We start from the raw sequence: 19,003 nt of genomic DNA on the forward strand, positions 1-19,003 counted from the left end.
GACTGCCATGGGTGGAACCCACCAGACCCGCACCGGCCGCGGCGCCGACACACGCGAGGCCATCATGACGGCGGCCGAGCGCCTCTACGCCGAGCACGGGCTGTCGAACGTCTCCAACCGGCAGATCGGCGAAGCCGCCGGGCAGGGCAACACCACCGTCGTCAGCTATCACTTCGGCAGCAAGGCGACGCTCGTACGGGCCATCATGAGCAGGCACGGCACCCAGGTCGACACGATCCGCACGCGCTATGTGGAGGCCGCCGGAGACAGTTCCGACCTGCGGGACTGGGTGCGCTGTCTGCTGCGACCGGTGACCGAGCACAACGCCGAGCTGGGCGTTCCGTCCTGGCACGCGCGGTTCGCCGCGCAGGTGATGACCGACCCGTTGATGCGGACGCTGGTGGAGGACGAGTCGCTCACCCGCGACAGCCTGCGCCGCACCCTCCAGGGGCTGGGCCGGTGTCTGTACGACATCGTGCCCCCCGAGATCCGCCCGCAGCGTGCCGCGATGGCCCGTCATCTGATCACCCACGTCTGCGCGGAACGCGAACGCACCCTGGCCACCGAGGCCGCGACCGAGCCCGGCACGTCCTGGGAACGCACCGCCGACGCCCTGGAGGACGCGCTGGTGGGGATGCTCGCCGCGCCCACCACCAGCCACTGAATCGGCCACCTGGAACCGCCACCTTGAGCAGAGGAGACAGCATGAGGATCACCGTGGACGAGGAGAAGTGCTGCGGCGCGGGTCAGTGCGTCGTGATAGCGCCCGAAGTGTTCGATCAGCGGGACGAGGACGGGATCGTCGTGCTGCTCGACGCCGCGCCCGCCGCCGACCAGCACGAAGGAGCCCGCGAGTCCGCCGGCGTATGCCCCGCCGCCGCCATCCAACTGCACGAGGACGCGTGAGCACGCCGTCCGACGTGCTCGTCGTCGGGGCGAGCGCCGCGGGCCTGGCCGTCACGGAGAGCCTGCGCCGCAAGGGCTACCGCGGCCGGATCACCCTGCTCGGTGAGGAAGCGGGGGCCCCGTACGACCGGCCGCCCCTGTCCAAGCAGGTACTCGCCGGGACCTGGGAGGCAGAGCGCACCCAACTGCGTACCCGTGACGTACTGGACGCCCTGGACGCCGAACTCGTCCTCGGTGAGCGCGCGGTGGCCCTCGACGCCGCCACCCGCACCGTGCGTACCGGGAGCGGAGCGGAGCTGCGCGCGGAGGCCGTCGTGCTGGCCACCGGCCTGCACGCCCGCAGACTGCCCGGCTTGTCGGGTGCGGCGGGCGTGCATGTGCTGCGGACCCTCGACGACGCCGGCCGGCTGCGCGAGGAACTGCTGAAGGCCGAGCGGGTCGTGGTCGTCGGCGACGGGGTGCTCGGCGCCGAGATCGCCGCCACGGCCCGCCTCATGGGCGCCGATGTCACCCTGGCCGGGCCGCAGACGGCCCCGATGCGGGCGCAGTTGGGCGACGACGTGGCCCAGCTCCTTGCCGCACTGCACAGCGAGCACGGGGTGCGGCTGCGCCCGGACTCGCCGGTGGACGGACTGGAGACGGCGGGCGGACGCGTCACTGGTGTCCGCACGGTCGGCGATGTCCGCACAGTCACCGATGTCCGCGCGGCCGTCGGTGACCGCCCGGTAGGTGGTGGCGAAGTTCTTCGCGCGGATCTCGTCGTCGAGGCGGTCGGCGGCATCCCTGCCACCGACTGGCTGACCGACAGCGGACTCGTCCTGCGGGACGGAGTCGTGTGCGACTCCCGCTGCCGTGCCGCCGACGGCGTCTACGCCGCGGGAGACGTGGCCCGCTTCCACCACGAGGGCCTCGGACGGTCACTGCGGCTGGAGAACCGCACGAACGCCACCGAGCAGGCCACGCTGGTCGCGGCGAACATCCTGGGCGAGGACCGCCCGTACAGCCCCGTCCCCTACTTCTGGACCGACCAGTTCGGCGTCAGGATCCAGGTGTACGGGCTGCCCGCGCCCACCGCCACCGTGCGGATCGTCGAAGGTGCCGTGGAACAGGGCCGGTTCGTCGCGCGGTACGTCGACAACGAGGACCGTCCGGTCGCCGTCCTCGGCTGGAACATGCCCAAACAGGCGCGCCTGCACAGTCAGCATCTCCTCGGCCGTTACGCACCCGCGCCCCGGCCCACATCCGCCGCCACCCCGCGGTGATCCGCCGTACGCCTTCCACCGCCATCCGTCGCTTGCACCCCCTGCGCCTCTTTCATCCCAAGCACCTCTTACGTCTCTCGCACCCTTTGCGCCCCTTACGCCTCTTACGCCTCTCATGACCGAGGCGGCCCCCACTGGAGGACACCATGACCGGCAAGCCCGCCACCCCCGACGCACGCAGCCACGACATCCCCGACTTCCCCGCGCCGCGTTCCGCCGAGTGCCCCTTCGCCCCCTCCCCCGACATGCGGGCGTTGTCCGGGTACGGGCCGCTCACCCGGGTCCGCTCCTGGGGTGGCAGCACCCCCTGGGCCGTGACCGGGCACGCCGAGCAGAAGGCCCTGCTGTCCGACCCGCGCCTGAGTGTGCAGTTCACCCGGCCCGGCTTCCCCAGCCCCGTGGACCCGGCCCACGCCCACGCCGGCGGCACCGACCTGAGCTTCGTCGGCATGGACGACCCCGAACACGCCCGGCTGCGCCGCATGGTCAGCGGCACCTTCACGATCAAGCGCGTCGAGGCGACGCGCCCCCGCGTGCAGCAGATGACCGACGACTTCATCGACGCGATGCTGGCGGGCTCCGCATCCGCCGACCTGGTCCAGGATTTCGCCCTGCCCATCCCGTCCCTGGTCATCTCCGAACTGCTCGGCGTCCCCTACGAGGACCACGAGTTCTTCCAGACCAACAGCAAGACCATCGTCTCCGCCGTCGCCTCCCCCCAGGAACGCCGCACGGCCCACACCAACCTCGCCACGTACCTCGACGAGCTCGTCGGCCGCAAGCTCGTCGAACCCGGGGACGATCTCCTGTCCAGCCTCTGCACACAGATCGAGAAGGGCGAACTCACGCGTCGTGAGGCCGCCACGATGGGTGTGCTCCTGCTCCTCGGCGGACACGAGACCACCGCGAACATGATCAGCCTGGGTACGCTCCTGCTGCTGCAGCACCCCGATCAACTCGCCCTGATCCGCGACACGGACGACCCCGCCGTCATCCGCGACGCCGTCGAGGAACTCCTGCGTTACCTCTCCATCGTGCACCTCGGCCGCCGCCGCACCGCGGTGGAGGACATCGAGGTCGCCGGCCACACCATCCGCGCCGGAGAAGGTGTCATCCTCCTCGGCGAACTCGCCAACCGGGACCCCTCGGTCTTCCCCGACCCCGACCGCCTCGACCTGACCCGCAACGCCCGCCAGCACCAGGCGTTCGGCGCCGGCGCCCATCACTGCGTCGGCCAGCCCCTGGCCCGTATGGAACTCCAGGTCGTCTACCCGACCCTCTTCCGCCGCATCCCCACGCTCCGCGCCGTCGACGACCTCGACGCGATCCCTTTCAAGTACGACGCCATCATCTACGGCCTCCACGCCCTGCCCGTCACCTGGTGACGGGCAAGCCGATCCCCGCGACGTCCACGCCCGCGCCCTCACCCATACCCACGCCGACCGTCTCCTGAGCCAGAGGGTTCTGCCTGCTCCAGCTCCCTCTCCGCCCCCGCCGCCCTTACCCGATCCCGTCACCGACTCAGGGGCTCCGCCCCCGAACCCCCGGTCCTCAAACGCCGGACGGGCTGGATGATTCACGGGCCGTCGGCGTCCTCTTCAGCCCGTCCGAGCGGATTGAGTACGGGTACTCATGTGGGCGGTGGCGGCAGCCTGCGAACCTCATCTCGCAGAGCTGCGCCCCGAAGGTCTCCAACGGGGCCGACGCCCGACTCCACGCTGCCCGTCCTGGTCGACCCTGTGCCGCTGAACGCGCCGGAGAAGTGCGCGGCGCAGAAGCACCAACTGAGCATCAGCAACGCGTTCTCCGGCAAAGGGAGTGATGGTCGAGGCGTTCGGGGCTCCGGAGGGCGTGAGCGTGACCGAGGTACGCCTGAAGCCCCGGTTGGACCCGCCCACTTCGTGAGGCATGTGCCGACACCGCTTCGGCCGGGCGCCGTTCTCCGGGCTCAGCCGTTGAAGCGGTCCGGGTCGAAGCCTGTCCGCTCGTTCCGGTTCAGCGCGCTGATCTCACCGATGTCGCCTTCGCTGAGTTCGAAGTCGAAGAGGTCGAAGTTCTCCTCGATGCGCTTCTGTGTCACCGACTTGGGGAAGACGATGTCTCCGCGCTGGATGTGCCAGCGCAGGGTCACCTGGGCGGGCGACTTGCCCTCCCGCTCCGCGATGCGGTTGATGGTCGGATCGTCGAGCACCTTGCCTTGTGCGATGGGCGACCAGGCCTCGGTGGCGATCTCGTGCTCGGCGCCGAAGGCCCTGACCTCGTCCTGGGTGAGGTAGGGGTGCACCTCGATCTGGTTGACCGCGGGCACCACGTCGCTGTTCTCCAGCAGCCGGCGCAGATGGCGGGGCTGGAAGTTGGACACCCCGATGGCCTTGGCCCGACCGGAGCGGTAGATCTCCTCCAGGGCCTTCCAGGTCTCCACGAACAGGCCCTTGGCGGGCAGCGGCCAGTGGATGAGGAAGAGGTCCAGGTGGTCGAGGCCCAGCTCATCCAGGCTGCGGTCGAACGCCCGGAGAGCGTTGTCGTGGCCCTGCGAGTCGTTGTTGAGCTTGCTGGTCACGAAGACGTCGGCGCGGTCGAGACCGGAGTCCCGCACCGCCTGGCCGACCTCCTTCTCGTTGCCGTACATCTGCGCCGTGTCGATGTGCCGGTAGCCGGCCTTCAGTGCTGCCAGCGTCGTCTCGCGGGTGTCCTCCGGCGGGATCTGGAAGGTGCCGAAGCCGAGCTGCGGGATCTGCACCGCGTTGTTGAGGGTGATGGCGGGTACTGCGGTCACTGGTGACTCCAGTCGTCGATCGGATCGGGGTCGCTCAGTCTGCGATCCCACTGAGCTCGGCGTCCGGCGGCAGGATCCGCATCAGCTTGCGGTTCACAAATTCCTGCATGCCGAGCTTCGAGAGCTCCCGCCCGCAGCCGGAGCGCTTGATGCCGCCGAACGGCAGGTCGGGCTGGGTCCACGCGCAAATCTCCATAACGACGAGGGAGAGCGAGCCCAGGCGGAACGTCGCGTTCCGCCCTGGTGCCGGGTACCCGGCACCAGAATGCGAAACAGTTCGTATGAGCTAAAAGGGTGCGCCCTACGCGCCCGGCGCGTGCCACGCCTGCTACGCGCGGGCTACGCGTCCCGCGCGCGCAGCAGCCAGCCGCCCGCGGTCATCGCGCCGAGCGTCCACAGGGCCAGGACGCCCAGGCCCTGCCATGGGCCTATCGGCAGGTCGGCGGTGTGCACGGTCGTCTGGACCGCGAGGCCGGCCGTCATCGGGGCGATCTGCTGGAGGTGGCGCTGCCAGTCCGGGTCGGCGACCACCTGGGTCAGGATCGGGAAGACGAACAGCAGGGCGAGAACGATCCCGATGGCGGTCGCCGCGTTCCGTACGACCAGGGTTGTGCCGAGGCTGAGGAGACCGATCAGCACGAGGTAGAGGACCGAGCCGACTGCGGCCCGCAGTGTCGCCCCGTCGGTCAACGACAGGGGCGGGAAACCGTGTTCCTCCGTGAAGCCGCGGCCGGGGCGCACGAGACCGCCGATCAGCAGGGAGCCGAGGACGGAGACCGTGCCCGTCACCAGCGTCACGGCGGTGAGCACGGCGGACTTCGACAGCAGGACGGTCAGTCGGCGGGGCACCGCGATGAGTGTCGTGTGCATCATGCCGGTGCCGTATTCGTTGCCGACCATCAGCACCGCGACGATCGCGACGACGACCTGGCCGGCCAGCACGCCGGTGAGGCTGAGCCGCGTCGGGTCCCCGCCGCAGCCGGTGGCGTCGCACCTCGACGTCATGGCCACCGCGGCACCGGCCGCCAGGGTGAGCACGACCACGCCGAGCGTCAGCCAGCTGTTGCCCGCGTCGGTCCGCAGCTTCGTCCACTCGGCACGTCCGGCGGATTTCACGCGTCCCTCCGGCGCAGCAGGACCACGGCGGCGGCGAACGAGACCGCCGCGTAGGCGCCCAGGACCGCGAGACCGGCCCAGGGAGCCAGCGGGAAGTAGCCCGACGAGGGCGCGTAGACGGTGACGACCTGGTCGTAGCGCTCGATGCTCTGCTGGATGGCGAATCCGGCGGCGGGGGTGACCCTCAGCAGCCACTGCGACGCCCCGTCGGGCAGGACGGACGCGGTCGCGAGGAGGTAGGGCAGCACCATGCCGACGACGACCATGGTGACGGCCACGGCGCTGCGCCGCAGGAGGGCGCCGACGGCGAGGGCGAAGACGCTCGCGGCGGCGAGCAGCAGGCCCGTACCGACGATGACGCGCAGTTCGGTGGCCGTCGGTACCGTCAGCACGGGGAAGCCGTTCGCCTCCGACCGCCGGCCCCCGAAGGGCACCATGACCGCGGCGGAGACCACGCCGACGGCGAGGGCCACGGAGCCGACCACGAGGCCCTTGGCCACCAGGACGCGGCCCCGGCGCGGACTGGCCGCGAGGGTCAGGCCGATCATGCCCCGGCGGTACTCCACCGTGACGCAGCCCGCGCCCACGACGACCATGATGATCAGTCCGGCGAACGTGCCGACGAGGAAGTTCTCGATGGTCCGTACACCGCTGGTGGCGGGGCCGCCGACGACGGGGGCGATGTCGCCCGCGCCGGTCACCGCGAAGCCGTCGCCGGAGGGGGTCGCTCCGCCCTTGGCGTCCTGGCTGTAGCTGGCGGAGGTGCCGGCGTCCCTGCCGACCTGGTCGTTCCTCCAGGAGCCGCCGGTCCACCGGCCGCCCAGGGTGACCCGGTCGAAGGTGCCGGTGGCGACGGCCGGGGCGAAGCCCGTTCCGGTGCCGGTCTCCTCCTCGACGGACGGGGAGGTCACGAACAGTCCGACCTCCGGTGTCGCCGACAGCCCGGAGAGGTCCGCGTGGCCCACCTCGGTCCACTTCGCCCCGTCGGCCGACTGGTAGCCCGTGAGCGTGTCGCCGGTGCGCTGAAGGCGCAGCCAGCGCGGCGCCTCCCGGGAGGCCGCACCGGTCATTCCGGCTCTGTCGTGCGTGTAGTCGTACTGCATGCGCACGCCGTGGCTGCCGGTGACCATCATCGCCGCGTACGACGATCCCTGGTCGAGGCCGTCCTTCACGATGACGCCGGCCTTCGCCCACGGCGCGAGGCCGCTTCCGCTGTCGTCCGGGTCGGTCGTGACGGCACCGGCCAGCGAGGACACCGAGACGGTGATGCTGCCGTCGCCCCGGAGTTTCTGGTGGACGAAGTAGAAGCTGTCGTTGACCGCCTCACCGCCGGGGCCGACGGGGAGCGCGGAGCCGCCGTCCGGGTCGGACTCGTTGCCGGCCGCCGTGGCGAGCAGGCCCACCAGGCAGATGATCAACACCGCACCGACCGCGCTCCACACCCAGCCCCGTACCGTACGGAACTTGGTCCATTCCGCGTGCAGGAGCCGTCCGAAGCCGCCCCGGGCCGGTCGCGCGGTCGTGCGTGGCGGTGTCAGCGTGGAGGTCATCGGCCGGCCTCCTCGGGAACGACACCGCGGTACCGCACGGCGTCCCGGGTCAGCTCCATGTACGCCTCCTCCAGCGAGGCGCGGTGCTCGGAGATCTCCGAGAAGGGCACCGCGTGCCGGCTGAGGAGGGACACCACGTTCTCCGCGGGCAGTTCCGTCACGCTGATCGTGTCGGATCCGGTGGAGCTCACCGTGGCGCCCGAGCTGGCCAGCACCGTCATGGCCCGGGCGAGCGCGGAGGTCCGCAGGGTCACCCTGCCCCGGGACACCGAGGCCAGCAGCTCGCGCACGCTCATGTCGGCGACGACCTTGCCGCGTCCCACGACCACCACGTGGTCGGCGCTGTCCTGCAGTTCGCTCATCAGATGGCTGGAGACCAGCACGGCCCGGCCCTGTCCGGCCAGCGAGGCGAGGAAGCCGCGCATCCACCTGAACCCCTCGGGATCCAGGCCGTTGAAGGGTTCGTCGAGCATGACCACCGGAGGGTCACCGAGCAGGGCGACCGCGATGCCCAGGCGCTGCCTCATGCCCAGGGAGAAGCCGCCCGCCTTGCGCCGGGCCACGTCCTGGAGGCCGACCTTCCGGATCACCTCGTCGACCCGCCCGGCCCCCAGCCCCTGGGAGTGGGCCAGCCACAGCAGATGATGGCGGGCGGTGCGGCTCGGCTGTACGGCCGCGGCGTCCAGCAGCGCCCCGATGTGGGTGAGCGGGGTCCGCAGGTCCTGGTAGCGGCGCCCGCCGACCAGTGCCGTTCCCCTGTCGGGTCGGTCCAGGCCGAGAATGACGCGCATGGTCGTGGACTTGCCCGCGCCGTTCGGACCGACGAAGCCCGTGATCTGCCCCGGCCTGACGTCGAACGTCATGCCGTCCAGTGCCTGGTTGCTTCCGAAGTGCTTGTGCACGCCTCTGACTTCGATCCTCGCGTCCGACCCGTCGATCGTTTTCTCCATAGCCGCAGAGTAGGGAGAAGGGAGTGGTCGGGTCGTCACGACCGAGAGCCAGGTTCCGCGCCACTCACAAGAGCCAGTTCGCGGTCCGCCCGTCCCCCTCAGGAGGGACGGACGGAGTGCTACCTGAGGGTGCCCCCCGTGCCGACGCCGGTCGCGCTACTGCGGCCTGCGGGAACCGGGCACGACAAGTCCCGTCTCGTACGCGGCGATCACGGCCTGTGTGCGGTCGCGCAGCGCGAGTTTCGCGAGGATACGGCTGACGTGTGTCTTCACCGTCTCCTCGCTGACGGTCAGCCTGGCGCCGATCTCCGGGTTGGAGAGTCCCTCGGCGACGAGCAGCAGGACCTCTCGCTCGCGTGCGGTGAGCGCCTTCATACCGGGCGGTGGCGTGGCGTCAGGTCTGGCGGGCATCAGCGCGAACTCGCTGATGAGCCTGCGGGTGATGCCGGGCGCGAGCAGCGCGTCCCCGGCGGCGACGACACGTACGGCGTCGAAGAGCCGTTCCGCGGTGACCTCCTTGAGGAGGAAGCCGCTTGCTCCGGCGCGCAGGGCGTCATACACGTACTCGTCGAGGTCGAACGTCGTCAGGATCAGGACGCGCGGTGCGTCGACGCCTTCGGGCGAGGAGCCCACGAGTTGTCTGGTGGCCTCGATGCCGTCCATCTCGGGCATGCGGATGTCCATGAGGACCACGTCCGGGGAGACCTCGCGGCAGACCCGTACGGCTTCCGCTCCGGAGGTCGCGGTCCTTACGACGGTGAAGTCCCGCTGGCTGTCGAGCAGCGCGGCGAACCCGGTGCGGACCACGACGTGGTCGTCGGCGACGACGACCCTGATCGGCGTGGACGGGCTGGTCATGAAGTCATTTCCGGCATGGAGTCTCTTCCGTCACGGGGTCTTTGGCGTCATGGGGTCTACGACGTCGTGGGGTCTTCGGCGCAACGCGGTCATCGGCGTCACGGGATCTTCGGCGTCATCTGGGCTTCTGGTGTCTTGAGGGGGAAGCGTGCCTCGACGACGAAACCGCCGCCGCCGAATCCCGAACCGGTGTGTACGTCGCCGCCGACCGCGGACGCGCGTTCCCGCATGCCGAGCAGGCCGTGTCCGCCGGTGGCACGGTCGCGCGGCGGGCCCGGGCCGTTGTCGCGGACGCGCAGGTGCAGGGCTTCGTCGGCGTAGACGAGTTCCACGTCGACGGCGGCGCCCGTGGCGTGCTTGCGGGCGTTGGTGAGGGATTCCTGAACGATGCGGTAGGCGGCGAGTTCGATGCCCGGGTCGAGTGCGCTCGGTGGGCCGCTGAGGATGAGGCGGATGGACGTGGCGGACACCTTGCGGGCCTCTTCGAGCAGTTCGTGGAGCTGTCCCAGGTCGGGCTGCGGCCTGCGGTCGCCACCGGTGACGGACTCGGTGTCCTCCCGGAGCACGCCGAGCAGCCGGCGCATCTCGGTCAGGGCCGCGCGGGCGGTGTCCCCGATGCCGAGCAGTCGTTCGGCGCCCTCGGCGGGCATGCCCGGGGTGGCCATCCGGGCCGTCTCGGCCTGCACGGCGATCATGGAGATGTGGTGGCCGACGACATCGTGCAACTCGCGGACGATGCGTACGCGTTCGCCGCGTGCGGCGGCCTCCCACCGGGTGCCGTCCATGACCTCACGGATGGCGCTGTGCCGCCGGTACTGCTCCTGGGAACGGGCGGCCAGTCCGGCGAAGGCGGCCAGCGGGGCCAGTGCCGCGACGAGCACGACCCGTACGCGGTGGTCGGTACCGTCGGGCCCCGCCAGGGCCAGGACGAGGAAGGGCGTGCCGAGGAGTGCCGCGGGCAGGACGGAGCCGACGCGGCCGAGCCGGTACTGGGCGACGAGTTGGGCGGCGAGGCCCGCCACGGTCAGCGTCTCGAAGACGAGGAGCGAGCCGACGCTCGCCGCGGTGACGGTGACCCCGGCCGCCAGGGGACGCAGGAAGACCAGGGGCAGGGCCGTGGCCAGGCACAACAGCCCGACCACCATGGCGAACTGCACACCTGCCGCACCACCGTGCGAGCCGGCTCGCGCGGTGGTGTCGGCGAACAGTCGGGGAATCGAACCATGGGCGCCGACGAACTCGGCGAGTGATTCCAGGACAGCCAACAGGCCGAGCAGAGTCCCGGACAGCGCACCCCCATGCGGGAGTTCCGACACTCGCCGTCGCGTCGCGATCCAGGTGTCACGCCAAGCCGTCGCACGGGGCACGCCGGTCAGTATGGCAGTCGGGCCTGTTCGGGATCATCCCTCCAGCAGGCGAGACGCCGTCCCTCCTGCGGGGGACGACGCCGTCACCGGTCAGGGGGACCCACCGGCCGATCGGGCCGCCGGGGTGCGGTCACGGGTGTCAGGCCTTCATCGTCACCACGAACCGCCGTTCGCGCGTCCGTCAGCGCGTTGCCGTACGCGCACCCTCGGGCACCGGCTGTAACATGAACGCGCTCTGGGCCGAAGGGACATCGATGCACGCCGGGGACGAGGCCAACTCTCTTGAGACGGCGACGAAGCAGTTCGTCGCGGCACGTCCTCAGCTCTTCGGAGTCGCCTACCGCGTGCTGGGCAGCGCCGCGGAAGCCGAGGACGTCCTCCAGGAGGCGTGGGTCCGGTGGCAGAACACCGACCGCACGAACATCGTCGAACCGGCCGCCTTCCTGACCACCGTGGCCACCCGTCTGGCGATCAACACGGCGCAGTCCGCCCGCGTACGGCGTGAGGCGTACGTCGGACCGTGGCTCCCCGAGCCCGTCGACACCAGCCTCGATCCGCATCTGGGGGCGGAACGTGCCGAGGCGGTGGAGCTGGCGGTTCTCCTGCTCCTGGAGAAGCTGAATCCGGTGGAGCGGGCCGCCTACGTCCTGCGGGAGGCGTTCGACTACCCCTACCGGCAGGTCGCGGAGATCCTGGAGACGAGCGAGGCCAACACCCGCCAGCTGGTGAGCCGGGCGCGCAAGCACCTGGCCACCGAGCGGAGGGAACGGGTCAGCCGCAGTGAGCACCGGCGGCTGCTGACGGTGTTCCTGACCGCGGCGCAGACCGGCGATCTGAAGTCGCTCGAAGACGTCCTCGCGGCCGACGTCGTCAGCTACTCCGACGGTGGAGGGATGCGCGGCGCCTCGCGGATCCCGGTGGTCGGACGCCCGCACGTCTCGCGCTACCTCGCCGCCTTCGCGCCGCGGTTCTGGCCGCGGTCGGACGTCCGCTGGGTCGAGGCCAACGGCCGCCCGGCCGTCCTCGTGCGGTTCGGCGGAAGCGCCGTGGCTCTGCTCTCGGTGGACGTGTCGGCGGAGGGGATCGACCGGATCATGTGGGTCATGGCCCCGGACAAACTGTCGCCCTACGTGGCGTCGCTGGACGGCTGAGCACCACCCGCTTCGAGGCCGCCGCAGGGCCTCCCGTCGAGCCCAGTACTTACTGTCGGGCCCAAGACCTACCGTCGGCTCCGTACCAGTAGGTACAGGAAGTACGGTGTGCCGATCACGGCCGTCATCAGGCCCGCGCCCAGCTGCGCGGGGGCGATGACCGTACGGCCCAGGAGGTCGGCCGTGCAGACCAGCGCGGCGCCCAGCAGGACGGCCACCGGCACCACACGCACGTGCCGTCGGCCCACGAGGGCGCGGGCCGCGTGCGGGGCCACCAGACCCACGAAACCGATGGTGCCGGCCGAGGCGACGGCGGTCGCGCTGAGCAGGACGGCCATCACCAGGAAGCCGAGCCGGGCCCGGGACAGCGGCAGGCCGAGGAGGCGCGGGGTGTCCTCGTCCAGGGAGACGAGGTCCAGTTCGGTACGCCGGGCGAAGGCCACGACGAGGCCAAGTACCAGTACGAGTGCGACGGGCAGCACGTCCGGCATGGTCCGGCCGTACGTCGAACCGGACAGCCAGGTCAGCGCCTTCGTGGCGTTGAACGGGTCGGTCAGCACGATGAGCAGGCTGATCAGCGCCGCGGTCCCGGCGGCCACGCCGATGCCGACGAGGACGAGCCTGTTCTGCTGGTAGCCGCCCCGGGCCGCGAGCCCGAAGACGACCACGGAGGTCACCGCGGCGCCCGCGAACGCGGCACCCGCGACACCCCACGTACCGGCGACGGGCGCCGTGGTGACGAGGAGTACGGCGCCCAGCGCTGCGCCGCCCGACACACCCAGGACGCCCGGCTCCGCCAGCGGGTTGCGGGTCACGGCCTGCACCAGCGTGCCGGCCAGGGCGAGCGCCGCGCCCGCGCACAGGGCCGCGAGCACGCGCGGGATCCGGGTTTCGAGGACGAAGGACACGGCTCGCCCCGCCCGGCCCTGCGCCCAGTTCGCGACATCGCCGAGCAGGAGTTTGCTGTCGCCGAGCAGGGCGCCGGCGATCGTGACGCCGACGACCACGGCGACGAGGCCGATCAGTGTCACCAGGAAGACGGTCCGGCTGGGGATGCGTATCCGGTCGGGGGACTCGGCTCCGGAGGTGTCCCGCAGCCGCAGGGCCATCGCCACCAGGAACACTGCGCCGACCAGGCTGGTGACGACGCCCGTGGGCACGGCGACCGCCCTGTCCGAGGGGACGAGGGCCCGTAGCAGCACGTCCGAGCCGAGGACGAGCGCCGCGCCGACGAGTCCCGCCACGGGCAGCGTCGTACGGGCGCGGGAGAAGCCCCGGAGTCTGCGGGCGAGCGGACGGACCAGGGCGGGTGCGCACAGGCCGACGAAGCCGATGGGTCCGGCGAGTGTGACGGCCGTCGCGGACAGCAGCGAGGCCAGGACGACCACCGTGACGCGGGTGGCGCGGACCGGGACGCCGAGGCCGCGCGCGGCGTCGTCGCCGAGGGCGAGCGCGTCGACCCGGCGGGCGGTGAGCAGCAGTCCGACGATCCCGATCAGGGCGATGGGCAGCATCTGGAGGACGCCGTCGAAGCCGTTCTGGCTGATGCTGCCCTGGTTCCACTGGTAGAGGCCCTCGGTCTGCTCGGGGAACAGCAGGAGCAGGCCCTCCGTCACGGAGTTCAGGCCCAGGGCCAGCGCGGTGCCGGCGAGGACCAGCCGTACGGTGCCCGTGCCGAGACCGGACAGGGCGAGTACGACGGCCGCGGCGAGAAGTCCGCCGACGAAGGCGACCGAGGAGGAGGCGAGCAGCGGCAGCGAGACGCCGGTCGCGCCGACCAGGCCGAGCGCCAGATACGAACCGGCGTTCACCGCGAGGGTGTCGGGTGAGGCGAGGACGTTGCGGCTGACGGCCTGCAGTACGGCGCCCGCCACGCCGAGGATGACGCCGACCAGGATGCCGGCGGCCATCCGCGGCAGCCGGGAGGCGATCACCACGGACGCGTCGGCCGCCTCGGCCTGTCCGGTCAGGGCCTTGAACACCTCGGCCGGTCCCACGGCGGCGGTGCCCTGGGTGATGTCGACGATCCCGAGGGCCACGACCAGGAGGACGAGCGCGGCCGTCACCGCGGCCGCGCCCGCCCGGGACGTGGCCGTCGACGGGCGGGTGACGGGGGTGGTTGCGGTGACGGCCATGGCTCCGTTGCTTCTGCTTCGCCGACTTGTGCTGCTGCTACTGCTGCAGCTGCTGTGCTGCTTTGTTGTGCCGTTGCTACTGCCGCTGCTACTTCGTCAGCGCGGCGACGAGAGAGTCGATGTACGCCGACATCGAACCGGGGCCGCCGAACATCCAGATGCCGTCGTCCAGTCGGTGCACGTCACCGGCCTTCACGAACGGCAGGGACTTCCACACGGCGTTCTTCGTGAGCACGCCGGTGAAGGGCGTGGCGCTCTTGTCGTCGTCGTTGCCGATGTACGCGAACTGCGTGTCCTTCGGCAGGTCGGTGAGGCCCTCGACGTCGGTGGATCCGAGCCCGTAGGCCGCGTCGCCCTTGACCTTCCAGGCGTTCTTCAGGCCGAGGCGCTTGTTGACGGAGCCGATGAGGGAACCGTCGGTGTACGGGCGCAGGGACACCTGGTTGGAGGTGACGTAACCGTCGGCGAAGGCGATCTCCGTGCCAGCGAGGTCGGCGTCGGCGAGGGCCTTCTTGCCCTCGGTGACCTTGGCCTCGAAGTCCTTGCGGGCGGTCTCGGCCTTGTCGGTGGTGCCGGTGGCCTTGGCGATGAGGTCGAGGTTCTCCAGCATCTGCCCGATCTGGTCGGAGCCGTCGGCTGACTTCACCTCCAGCACGGGGGCGACCTTGCGCAGCTGCTTCAGGGCCGCGGGCGGCAGGTCGGAGGTGGCCACGACGAGGTCGGGCGAGAGGGAGGCGACGGTGTCCATGCTCGGCTCGCCGCGGGTACCGATGTCCTTGGGCTCGTTCTTCAGCGGGACGGCGGAGACCCAGGTGTTGTAGCCCTTGACGTCGGCGGCGCCGACCGGGTCCACGCCCAGCGTGACGAGGCTCTCGACCACGTTCCACTCGGTGGCGACGACCTTGGTGGCCGGGCCGTCGAGCTTGACCTTCTTGCCGGAGCCGTCGGTGAGGGTGATGGCCTCGGACGTCTTCTCTTTTTTGTCGGCGGCGGGCTCGGTGGTGCCGCACGCGGCAAGGGTGAGCGCCGCGGCGGTGGTGGCGGCCGCGGTGAGGAGGAGGCGTCTCATGAGGTGGTGCCGAGCCTTTCGGATTCAGTGTGGCGAGTGTGGCGAGTGTGCCGGGTGTGGTGTCGGCCGATCGGGCGGGTGCGCAGCCGGCCGGTGAGGGGGTCGTGGTCCACGTCGATACGGATGCCGTAGACGGTGGTGAGGCGTTCCGGGGTGAGGACGTCCTCGGGCAGGCCGTCGGCGACGATGCGGCCCGCTTCGAGCAGGGTGATCCGGTCGGCGATGGCCGCCGCCTGGTCGAGGTCGTGCAGCACGACCCCGACAGCGATGCCGTGGTCGTCCGCCAGGTCGCGGATGAGGTCGAGGAGTTCGATCTGGTAGCGCAGGTCGAGATAGGTCGTCGGTTCGTCCAGCAGCAGTACGCCGGTCTCCTGGGCGAGGCAACTGGCGAGCCAGACGCGCTGCAGCTGTCCACCGGAGAGGTGGTCGGCGCCGCGTTCGGCGAGGTCCGTGACACCTGTCAACGCGAGCGCGCGGTCGATGGCGGCCGACGCGTCCGGGTCGGGGCGGCCGAAGCGGCCCCGGTAGGGGTAGCGGCCGAACTCGACGACGTCCCGCACGGTCAGTCCGCTGGGGGTCGGGCGACCCTGCGTCAACAGGGCGACGTGCCGCGAGAACTCACGGGCGCTCAGGGCCAGTCCGTCGGTCTCGGTGTCGATCCTGAGCGTGGCGTGGCGGGCCCGCTGCAGACGGGCGATCGTCCGCAGGAGCGTCGACTTGCCGCTGCCGTTGGGGCCGACCAGGACGGTCACCTCACCGGGCCGCAGGGCGACCGCCGCGTCGTGCACGACGTCGACGCCGTCGTACGCGACGGTCACGCTCGTGGCCGACAGTTGGTGACCGCGAAGACGCGGGGTGTCGGCTGTTTCTTCACCAGATCTCACCTGACGAAGGTTAGCCTACCCTTATTTGCACTGGACAGGGGGTGCCCGAGGACCGGTTCGGGCGGTACGCCCCCGGGTTGCCCGGCCGGCGGGGTGGAGTGGTCAGCCGGCGGGCCGGTCAGCCCGCGGTGGGGCCGGTCAGCCAGGACTCCGGATCCCACACCCCCGAGCGCCTCAGCGACGCCGGGCAGTGCAGATATATCTCGTCGATCTCCAGGACCAGCGCCAGCGTGGGGCGCTGCCCCTTCACCGTCATGGCATCGAAGAACGGGGCGTCGGTGAGGATGCGGGCCCGGCCGTTGACCCGCAGAACCTCTTTGCTGCCGGGTATCAGATAGAGCAGCCCGGCGTGCGGGTTGTCGAGGATGTTGTGGAAGCTGTCGCCCCGACGGTTCCCCGGCCGGTCGGGCAGGGCGAGCGTGCCGGAGTCGATGACGTGCGTGAAGCCCGCGGTGTCCCCGCGCGGGGAGACGTCGCAGTTGCCGCGCGAGTCGGAGGTGGCCAGCAGACAGAAGGGCGAGCGGGCGATGATGTCCCGGTCCTGGTCGGCGAGCCGGTCGTGGACCTTCTCGATCACGATGGGCCAGGGTTCGCCGAGCAGCTCGCGCAGCTCGGCGCTCGACCCCAGTTCGACCCAGCCTTCCTCGCCGTCCTCGGTCACGGCGTCCGGCCCTTTGGCGGCGGTGTCGATCGTGTGCGGCAAGGCCGACTCCAAACATGCGTGCGTCCGGCGGGTACAAGTAGTTGCACGCAGAACATTATCCGACGTCGTTAGGCATGCCTTACCTGAGAGAAGCCAGGGGCGACCGCGACGAGGCGGTCCCGCTCGGCCCGCGTGAACCGCCCCTCGGACAGCCAGGGATCGGTGCGATCGCCCCGGAGCGTGACGTCGGGCGAGTGGTCTCGCCCGACGGACCTCCCACGAACCTCCTACGGATCTCCCACAGACCTCCCACGAACAGCTCGACGGGGAAAGGGAGTCAGGACGCGAGCACGGCACGCCCCTCGGCGATGATGGCCGCCAGCTCCTCGATCTCCCCCGCGCCGAGGGAGGTCAGGGGCGGGCGGACCGGCCCCGCCTTGTTCCCCTCCAGCGTCACCCCCGCCTTCACGAGGGCCACCGCGTAGCCGGGAACCCGCTTGCGCAGCCTGACCAAGGGGTGGAAGAAGGCCCGCTGCAGCGCGTCGACCCGCTCACCGTCGTCCTCCTCCACCGCGCGGTGGAAGGCGAGGGAGATGTCGGGGGCGAACGCGAACGCGGCCGAGGAGTACAGCTTCACACCCAGGGCGCGGTAGGCCGGCTGGCTCGCCTCGGCGGTGGGCATGCCGTTGAAGAACTGGAACTCCTTGCCGGACGCGCTCAGCGACTCACGTACGGCGGGAATGATCCGGGCGACGAGATCGAGGTCGCCCGTGCCGTCCTTGAAGCCTGTCACCGTGGGCAGTTGGGCCACCTGTGCCGCAGTGTCCTCGTCGAATCGCGCGTTGCCACGGTTGTAGACGATCACCGGCAGGGAGGTCTCCTGGGCGACCGCGCGGACGTACGCGACCAGGCCCTCGGCGGGTGAGTCGACCAGGTAGGGAGGCATGAGCAGCAGGCCGTCCGCGCCGGCTTCGGCGGCGGCGCGGGCGAAGCGGCGGGCCAGCCCGAGCGCACCTCCGGCCCCCGCGTACACCGGGACCCGTCCGCCCACCGCGTCGACGGCGGTCCGTACGACCGCGGTGAACTCCTCGACGTCCAGGGCGTGGAACTCACCGGTACCGCAGGCGACGAACACGCCACCGGGACCGGCGTCGGTCCCCGCCGAGACGTGCTGGTGCAGGACGGCCAGGTCGACCTCACCGAGATCGGTGAAGGGCGTGACGGGGAAAAAGAGGACGCCTTCGAGCATGGGGGTCTTCAACTCCTGAGGCAGAGAGGCGGAGAGACAGCGAGGGTGGAAGGGCGGCGAGGCCGCTGGGGCGGGGCGGGTGCCGGGGCAGGGGGCCGGGTCAGAGGGCCGGGGAGGTGGCGGCGCGCACCACGTTGACGAGCGGACGGCCCTGCTCCAGGCGGTTGATGTTGTCGGCGATCTCCGTCGCACGGGCGGCGAAGGTGTCGGTGGTGTGGCCCGAGTGGTGCGGGGTCATCAGCACGTTGGGCAGCCGGTGGAACGGCAGCCGGCTCGGTGCCTGCGGCGGGCCCGACCACCACACGTCAAGCGCGGCACCGGCGATGACACCGGTGTCGAGGGCCTCGTACAGGGCCTCCTCCTGAACGACGGGCCCGCGGGCCACGTTGACCAGCAGGGCTCCCGCTCCCATGGCCGCCAGTTCGGCGGGGCCGATCAGCCCGCGGGTGGCGGGGCCGAGGGGGACCGTGACCACCACGACGTCGGATTCGGCCAGCAGGTCGGGCAGCCGGTCGTCGCCGCCGATCCAGTCGGTCCGCAGGTCGGCGGGGACGGGCGCGGAGGGGTCGCGCCGCACGGCACGCACCCGCATGCCGACCGCCTGGCAGAGGCGGGCGACCTCGGTGCCGGTCTCACCGAAGCCGATGACGCCGACCCGGCGGCCCTCCAGTGTCGTCCCGAACGGCAGTTCAGGGTCGACGGCCACGTTGCGCCACCGCCCGGACCGCAGCGCCCGGTCGGCGCCCAGGACGTCGCGGGACAGCATCATGACGGACATGAGCACGTGCTCGGCGATGGAACGGCCGTGGTGGTGCGTGGTGGTGACCGACACCTGCGGGCCGAGCGCGTCCAACGGGATGCCGTCGTAGCCGGCGCCGACGACGTGCACGAGCCGGAGCCGTTCGGCGCGCCGGGCGTCCTCGGCCGGCAGTTGTGAACCGACGAACACCTCGACGTCGGTGATGGCTTCGGAGATCCGTTCCGTCGTCCAGTCGAAGGACTCCAGCCAGGTGTGCGGGCCCTGCGCGCGGGCCTTGAGCGGTGCGTGGAAGCGGCTCAGGATGCGGTGGTTGAGCATGATGTGCAC

Annotated in this window: 17 protein-coding genes and 1 pseudogene; 5 read left to right on the forward strand and 13 right to left on the reverse strand. The window is 71.1% G+C overall.

What is annotated here, in order from left to right; translation table 11 throughout:
• Positions 1-7: 7 nt before the first annotated feature.
• From IE278_RS20115 to IE278_RS20130, 4 genes are all read left to right on the forward strand, one after another.
• Positions 8-664, forward strand: a complete 657-nt coding sequence (locus tag IE278_RS20115) for a TetR/AcrR family transcriptional regulator (RefSeq protein ID WP_189774244.1) — start codon at positions 8-10, stop codon at positions 662-664.
• A 41-nt stretch (positions 665-705) separates the two neighbouring features.
• The gene (locus IE278_RS20120; RefSeq protein WP_189774246.1) at positions 706-906 is read left to right on the forward strand and encodes a ferredoxin; all 201 of its coding nucleotides are present in this window, start codon (positions 706-708) and stop codon (positions 904-906) included.
• The gene (locus IE278_RS20125; protein WP_246570420.1) at positions 903-2,168 is read left to right on the forward strand and encodes an NAD(P)/FAD-dependent oxidoreductase; all 1,266 of its coding nucleotides are present in this window, start codon (positions 903-905) and stop codon (positions 2,166-2,168) included. Before IE278_RS20120 ends, IE278_RS20125 begins: the two co-directional genes overlap by 4 nt.
• 146 nt (positions 2,169-2,314) lie before the next feature.
• Positions 2,315-3,553, forward strand: coding sequence for a cytochrome P450 (locus tag IE278_RS20130; RefSeq protein WP_189774248.1), 1,239 nt, complete (start codon positions 2,315-2,317; stop codon positions 3,551-3,553).
• A gap of 563 nt (positions 3,554-4,116) precedes the next feature.
• On the opposite strand, the gene IE278_RS20135 is transcribed toward IE278_RS20130, so the two are convergent.
• The 7 genes from IE278_RS20135 to IE278_RS20165 all read right to left on the reverse strand — a co-directional run bounded on the left by IE278_RS20135 (position 4,117) and on the right by IE278_RS20165 (position 10,785).
• Entirely contained in the window at positions 4,117-4,944 is an 828-nt protein-coding gene (locus tag IE278_RS20135; protein ID WP_189774249.1) for an aldo/keto reductase, read from the reverse strand.
• Positions 4,945-4,978: 34 nt separating this feature from the next.
• A complete protein-coding gene (locus IE278_RS20140) occupies positions 4,979-5,140 on the reverse strand; it encodes a hypothetical protein (RefSeq protein WP_189774484.1) in 162 nt (53 codons plus the stop codon).
• A gap of 143 nt (positions 5,141-5,283) precedes the next feature.
• Complete coding sequence (locus tag IE278_RS20145) at positions 5,284-6,060, reverse strand: ABC transporter permease (RefSeq protein ID WP_189774250.1); 777 nt, start codon at positions 6,058-6,060, stop codon at positions 5,284-5,286.
• Positions 6,057-7,610, reverse strand: coding sequence for an ABC transporter permease subunit (locus tag IE278_RS20150; RefSeq protein WP_189774251.1), 1,554 nt, complete (start codon positions 7,608-7,610; stop codon positions 6,057-6,059). Before IE278_RS20150 ends, IE278_RS20145 begins: the two co-directional genes overlap by 4 nt.
• Complete coding sequence (locus tag IE278_RS20155; RefSeq protein ID WP_189774253.1) at positions 7,607-8,560, reverse strand: ATP-binding cassette domain-containing protein; 954 nt, start codon at positions 8,558-8,560, stop codon at positions 7,607-7,609. Before IE278_RS20155 ends, IE278_RS20150 begins: the two co-directional genes overlap by 4 nt.
• Before the next feature lie 156 nt (positions 8,561-8,716).
• A complete protein-coding gene (locus IE278_RS20160) occupies positions 8,717-9,418 on the reverse strand; it encodes a response regulator (protein WP_189774256.1) in 702 nt (233 codons plus the stop codon).
• A gap of 98 nt (positions 9,419-9,516) precedes the next feature.
• Positions 9,517-10,785: a sensor histidine kinase gene (locus IE278_RS20165; RefSeq protein ID WP_246570421.1), complete on the reverse strand. Its 1,269-nt coding sequence runs from the start codon at positions 10,783-10,785 to the stop codon at positions 9,517-9,519.
• Positions 10,786-11,039: 254 nt separating this feature from the next.
• Between IE278_RS20165 and IE278_RS20170 the strand changes: the two genes are divergently transcribed.
• Complete coding sequence (locus IE278_RS20170) at positions 11,040-11,936, forward strand: RNA polymerase sigma-70 factor (protein WP_189774463.1); 897 nt, start codon at positions 11,040-11,042, stop codon at positions 11,934-11,936.
• Positions 11,937-12,004: 68 nt separating this feature from the next.
• Here the strand turns inward: IE278_RS20170 and IE278_RS20175 are convergent.
• From IE278_RS20175 to IE278_RS20200, 6 genes and pseudogenes are all read right to left on the reverse strand, one after another.
• Positions 12,005-14,086, reverse strand: a pseudogene (locus IE278_RS20175) (iron ABC transporter permease); the annotation flags it as partial.
• A gap of 73 nt (positions 14,087-14,159) precedes the next feature.
• A complete protein-coding gene (locus IE278_RS20180; RefSeq protein ID WP_189774260.1) occupies positions 14,160-15,140 on the reverse strand; it encodes an ABC transporter substrate-binding protein in 981 nt (326 codons plus the stop codon).
• The gene (locus IE278_RS20185) at positions 15,137-16,024 is read right to left on the reverse strand and encodes an ABC transporter ATP-binding protein (protein ID WP_189774263.1); all 888 of its coding nucleotides are present in this window, start codon (positions 16,022-16,024) and stop codon (positions 15,137-15,139) included. Before IE278_RS20185 ends, IE278_RS20180 begins: the two co-directional genes overlap by 4 nt.
• Positions 16,025-16,142: 118 nt before the next feature.
• Positions 16,143-16,727 carry an MSMEG_1061 family FMN-dependent PPOX-type flavoprotein gene (locus IE278_RS20190; protein WP_189774265.1) on the reverse strand — a complete coding sequence of 195 codons (585 nt, stop codon included), beginning with the start codon at positions 16,725-16,727 and terminating at the stop codon, positions 16,143-16,145.
• A gap of 277 nt (positions 16,728-17,004) precedes the next feature.
• Entirely contained in the window at positions 17,005-17,928 is a 924-nt protein-coding gene (locus tag IE278_RS20195) for a 5-dehydro-4-deoxyglucarate dehydratase (RefSeq protein WP_213089730.1), read from the reverse strand.
• 88 nt (positions 17,929-18,016) lie between these two features.
• A complete protein-coding gene (locus IE278_RS20200; protein ID WP_246570446.1) occupies positions 18,017-18,994 on the reverse strand; it encodes a 2-hydroxyacid dehydrogenase in 978 nt (325 codons plus the stop codon).
• Between the last annotated feature and the right edge of the window lie 9 nt (positions 18,995-19,003).

The sequence above is a fragment of the Streptomyces tauricus genome (assembly GCF_014650955.1).
In the GTDB taxonomy this organism is placed as follows: domain Bacteria; phylum Actinomycetota; class Actinomycetes; order Streptomycetales; family Streptomycetaceae; genus Streptomyces; species Streptomyces tauricus.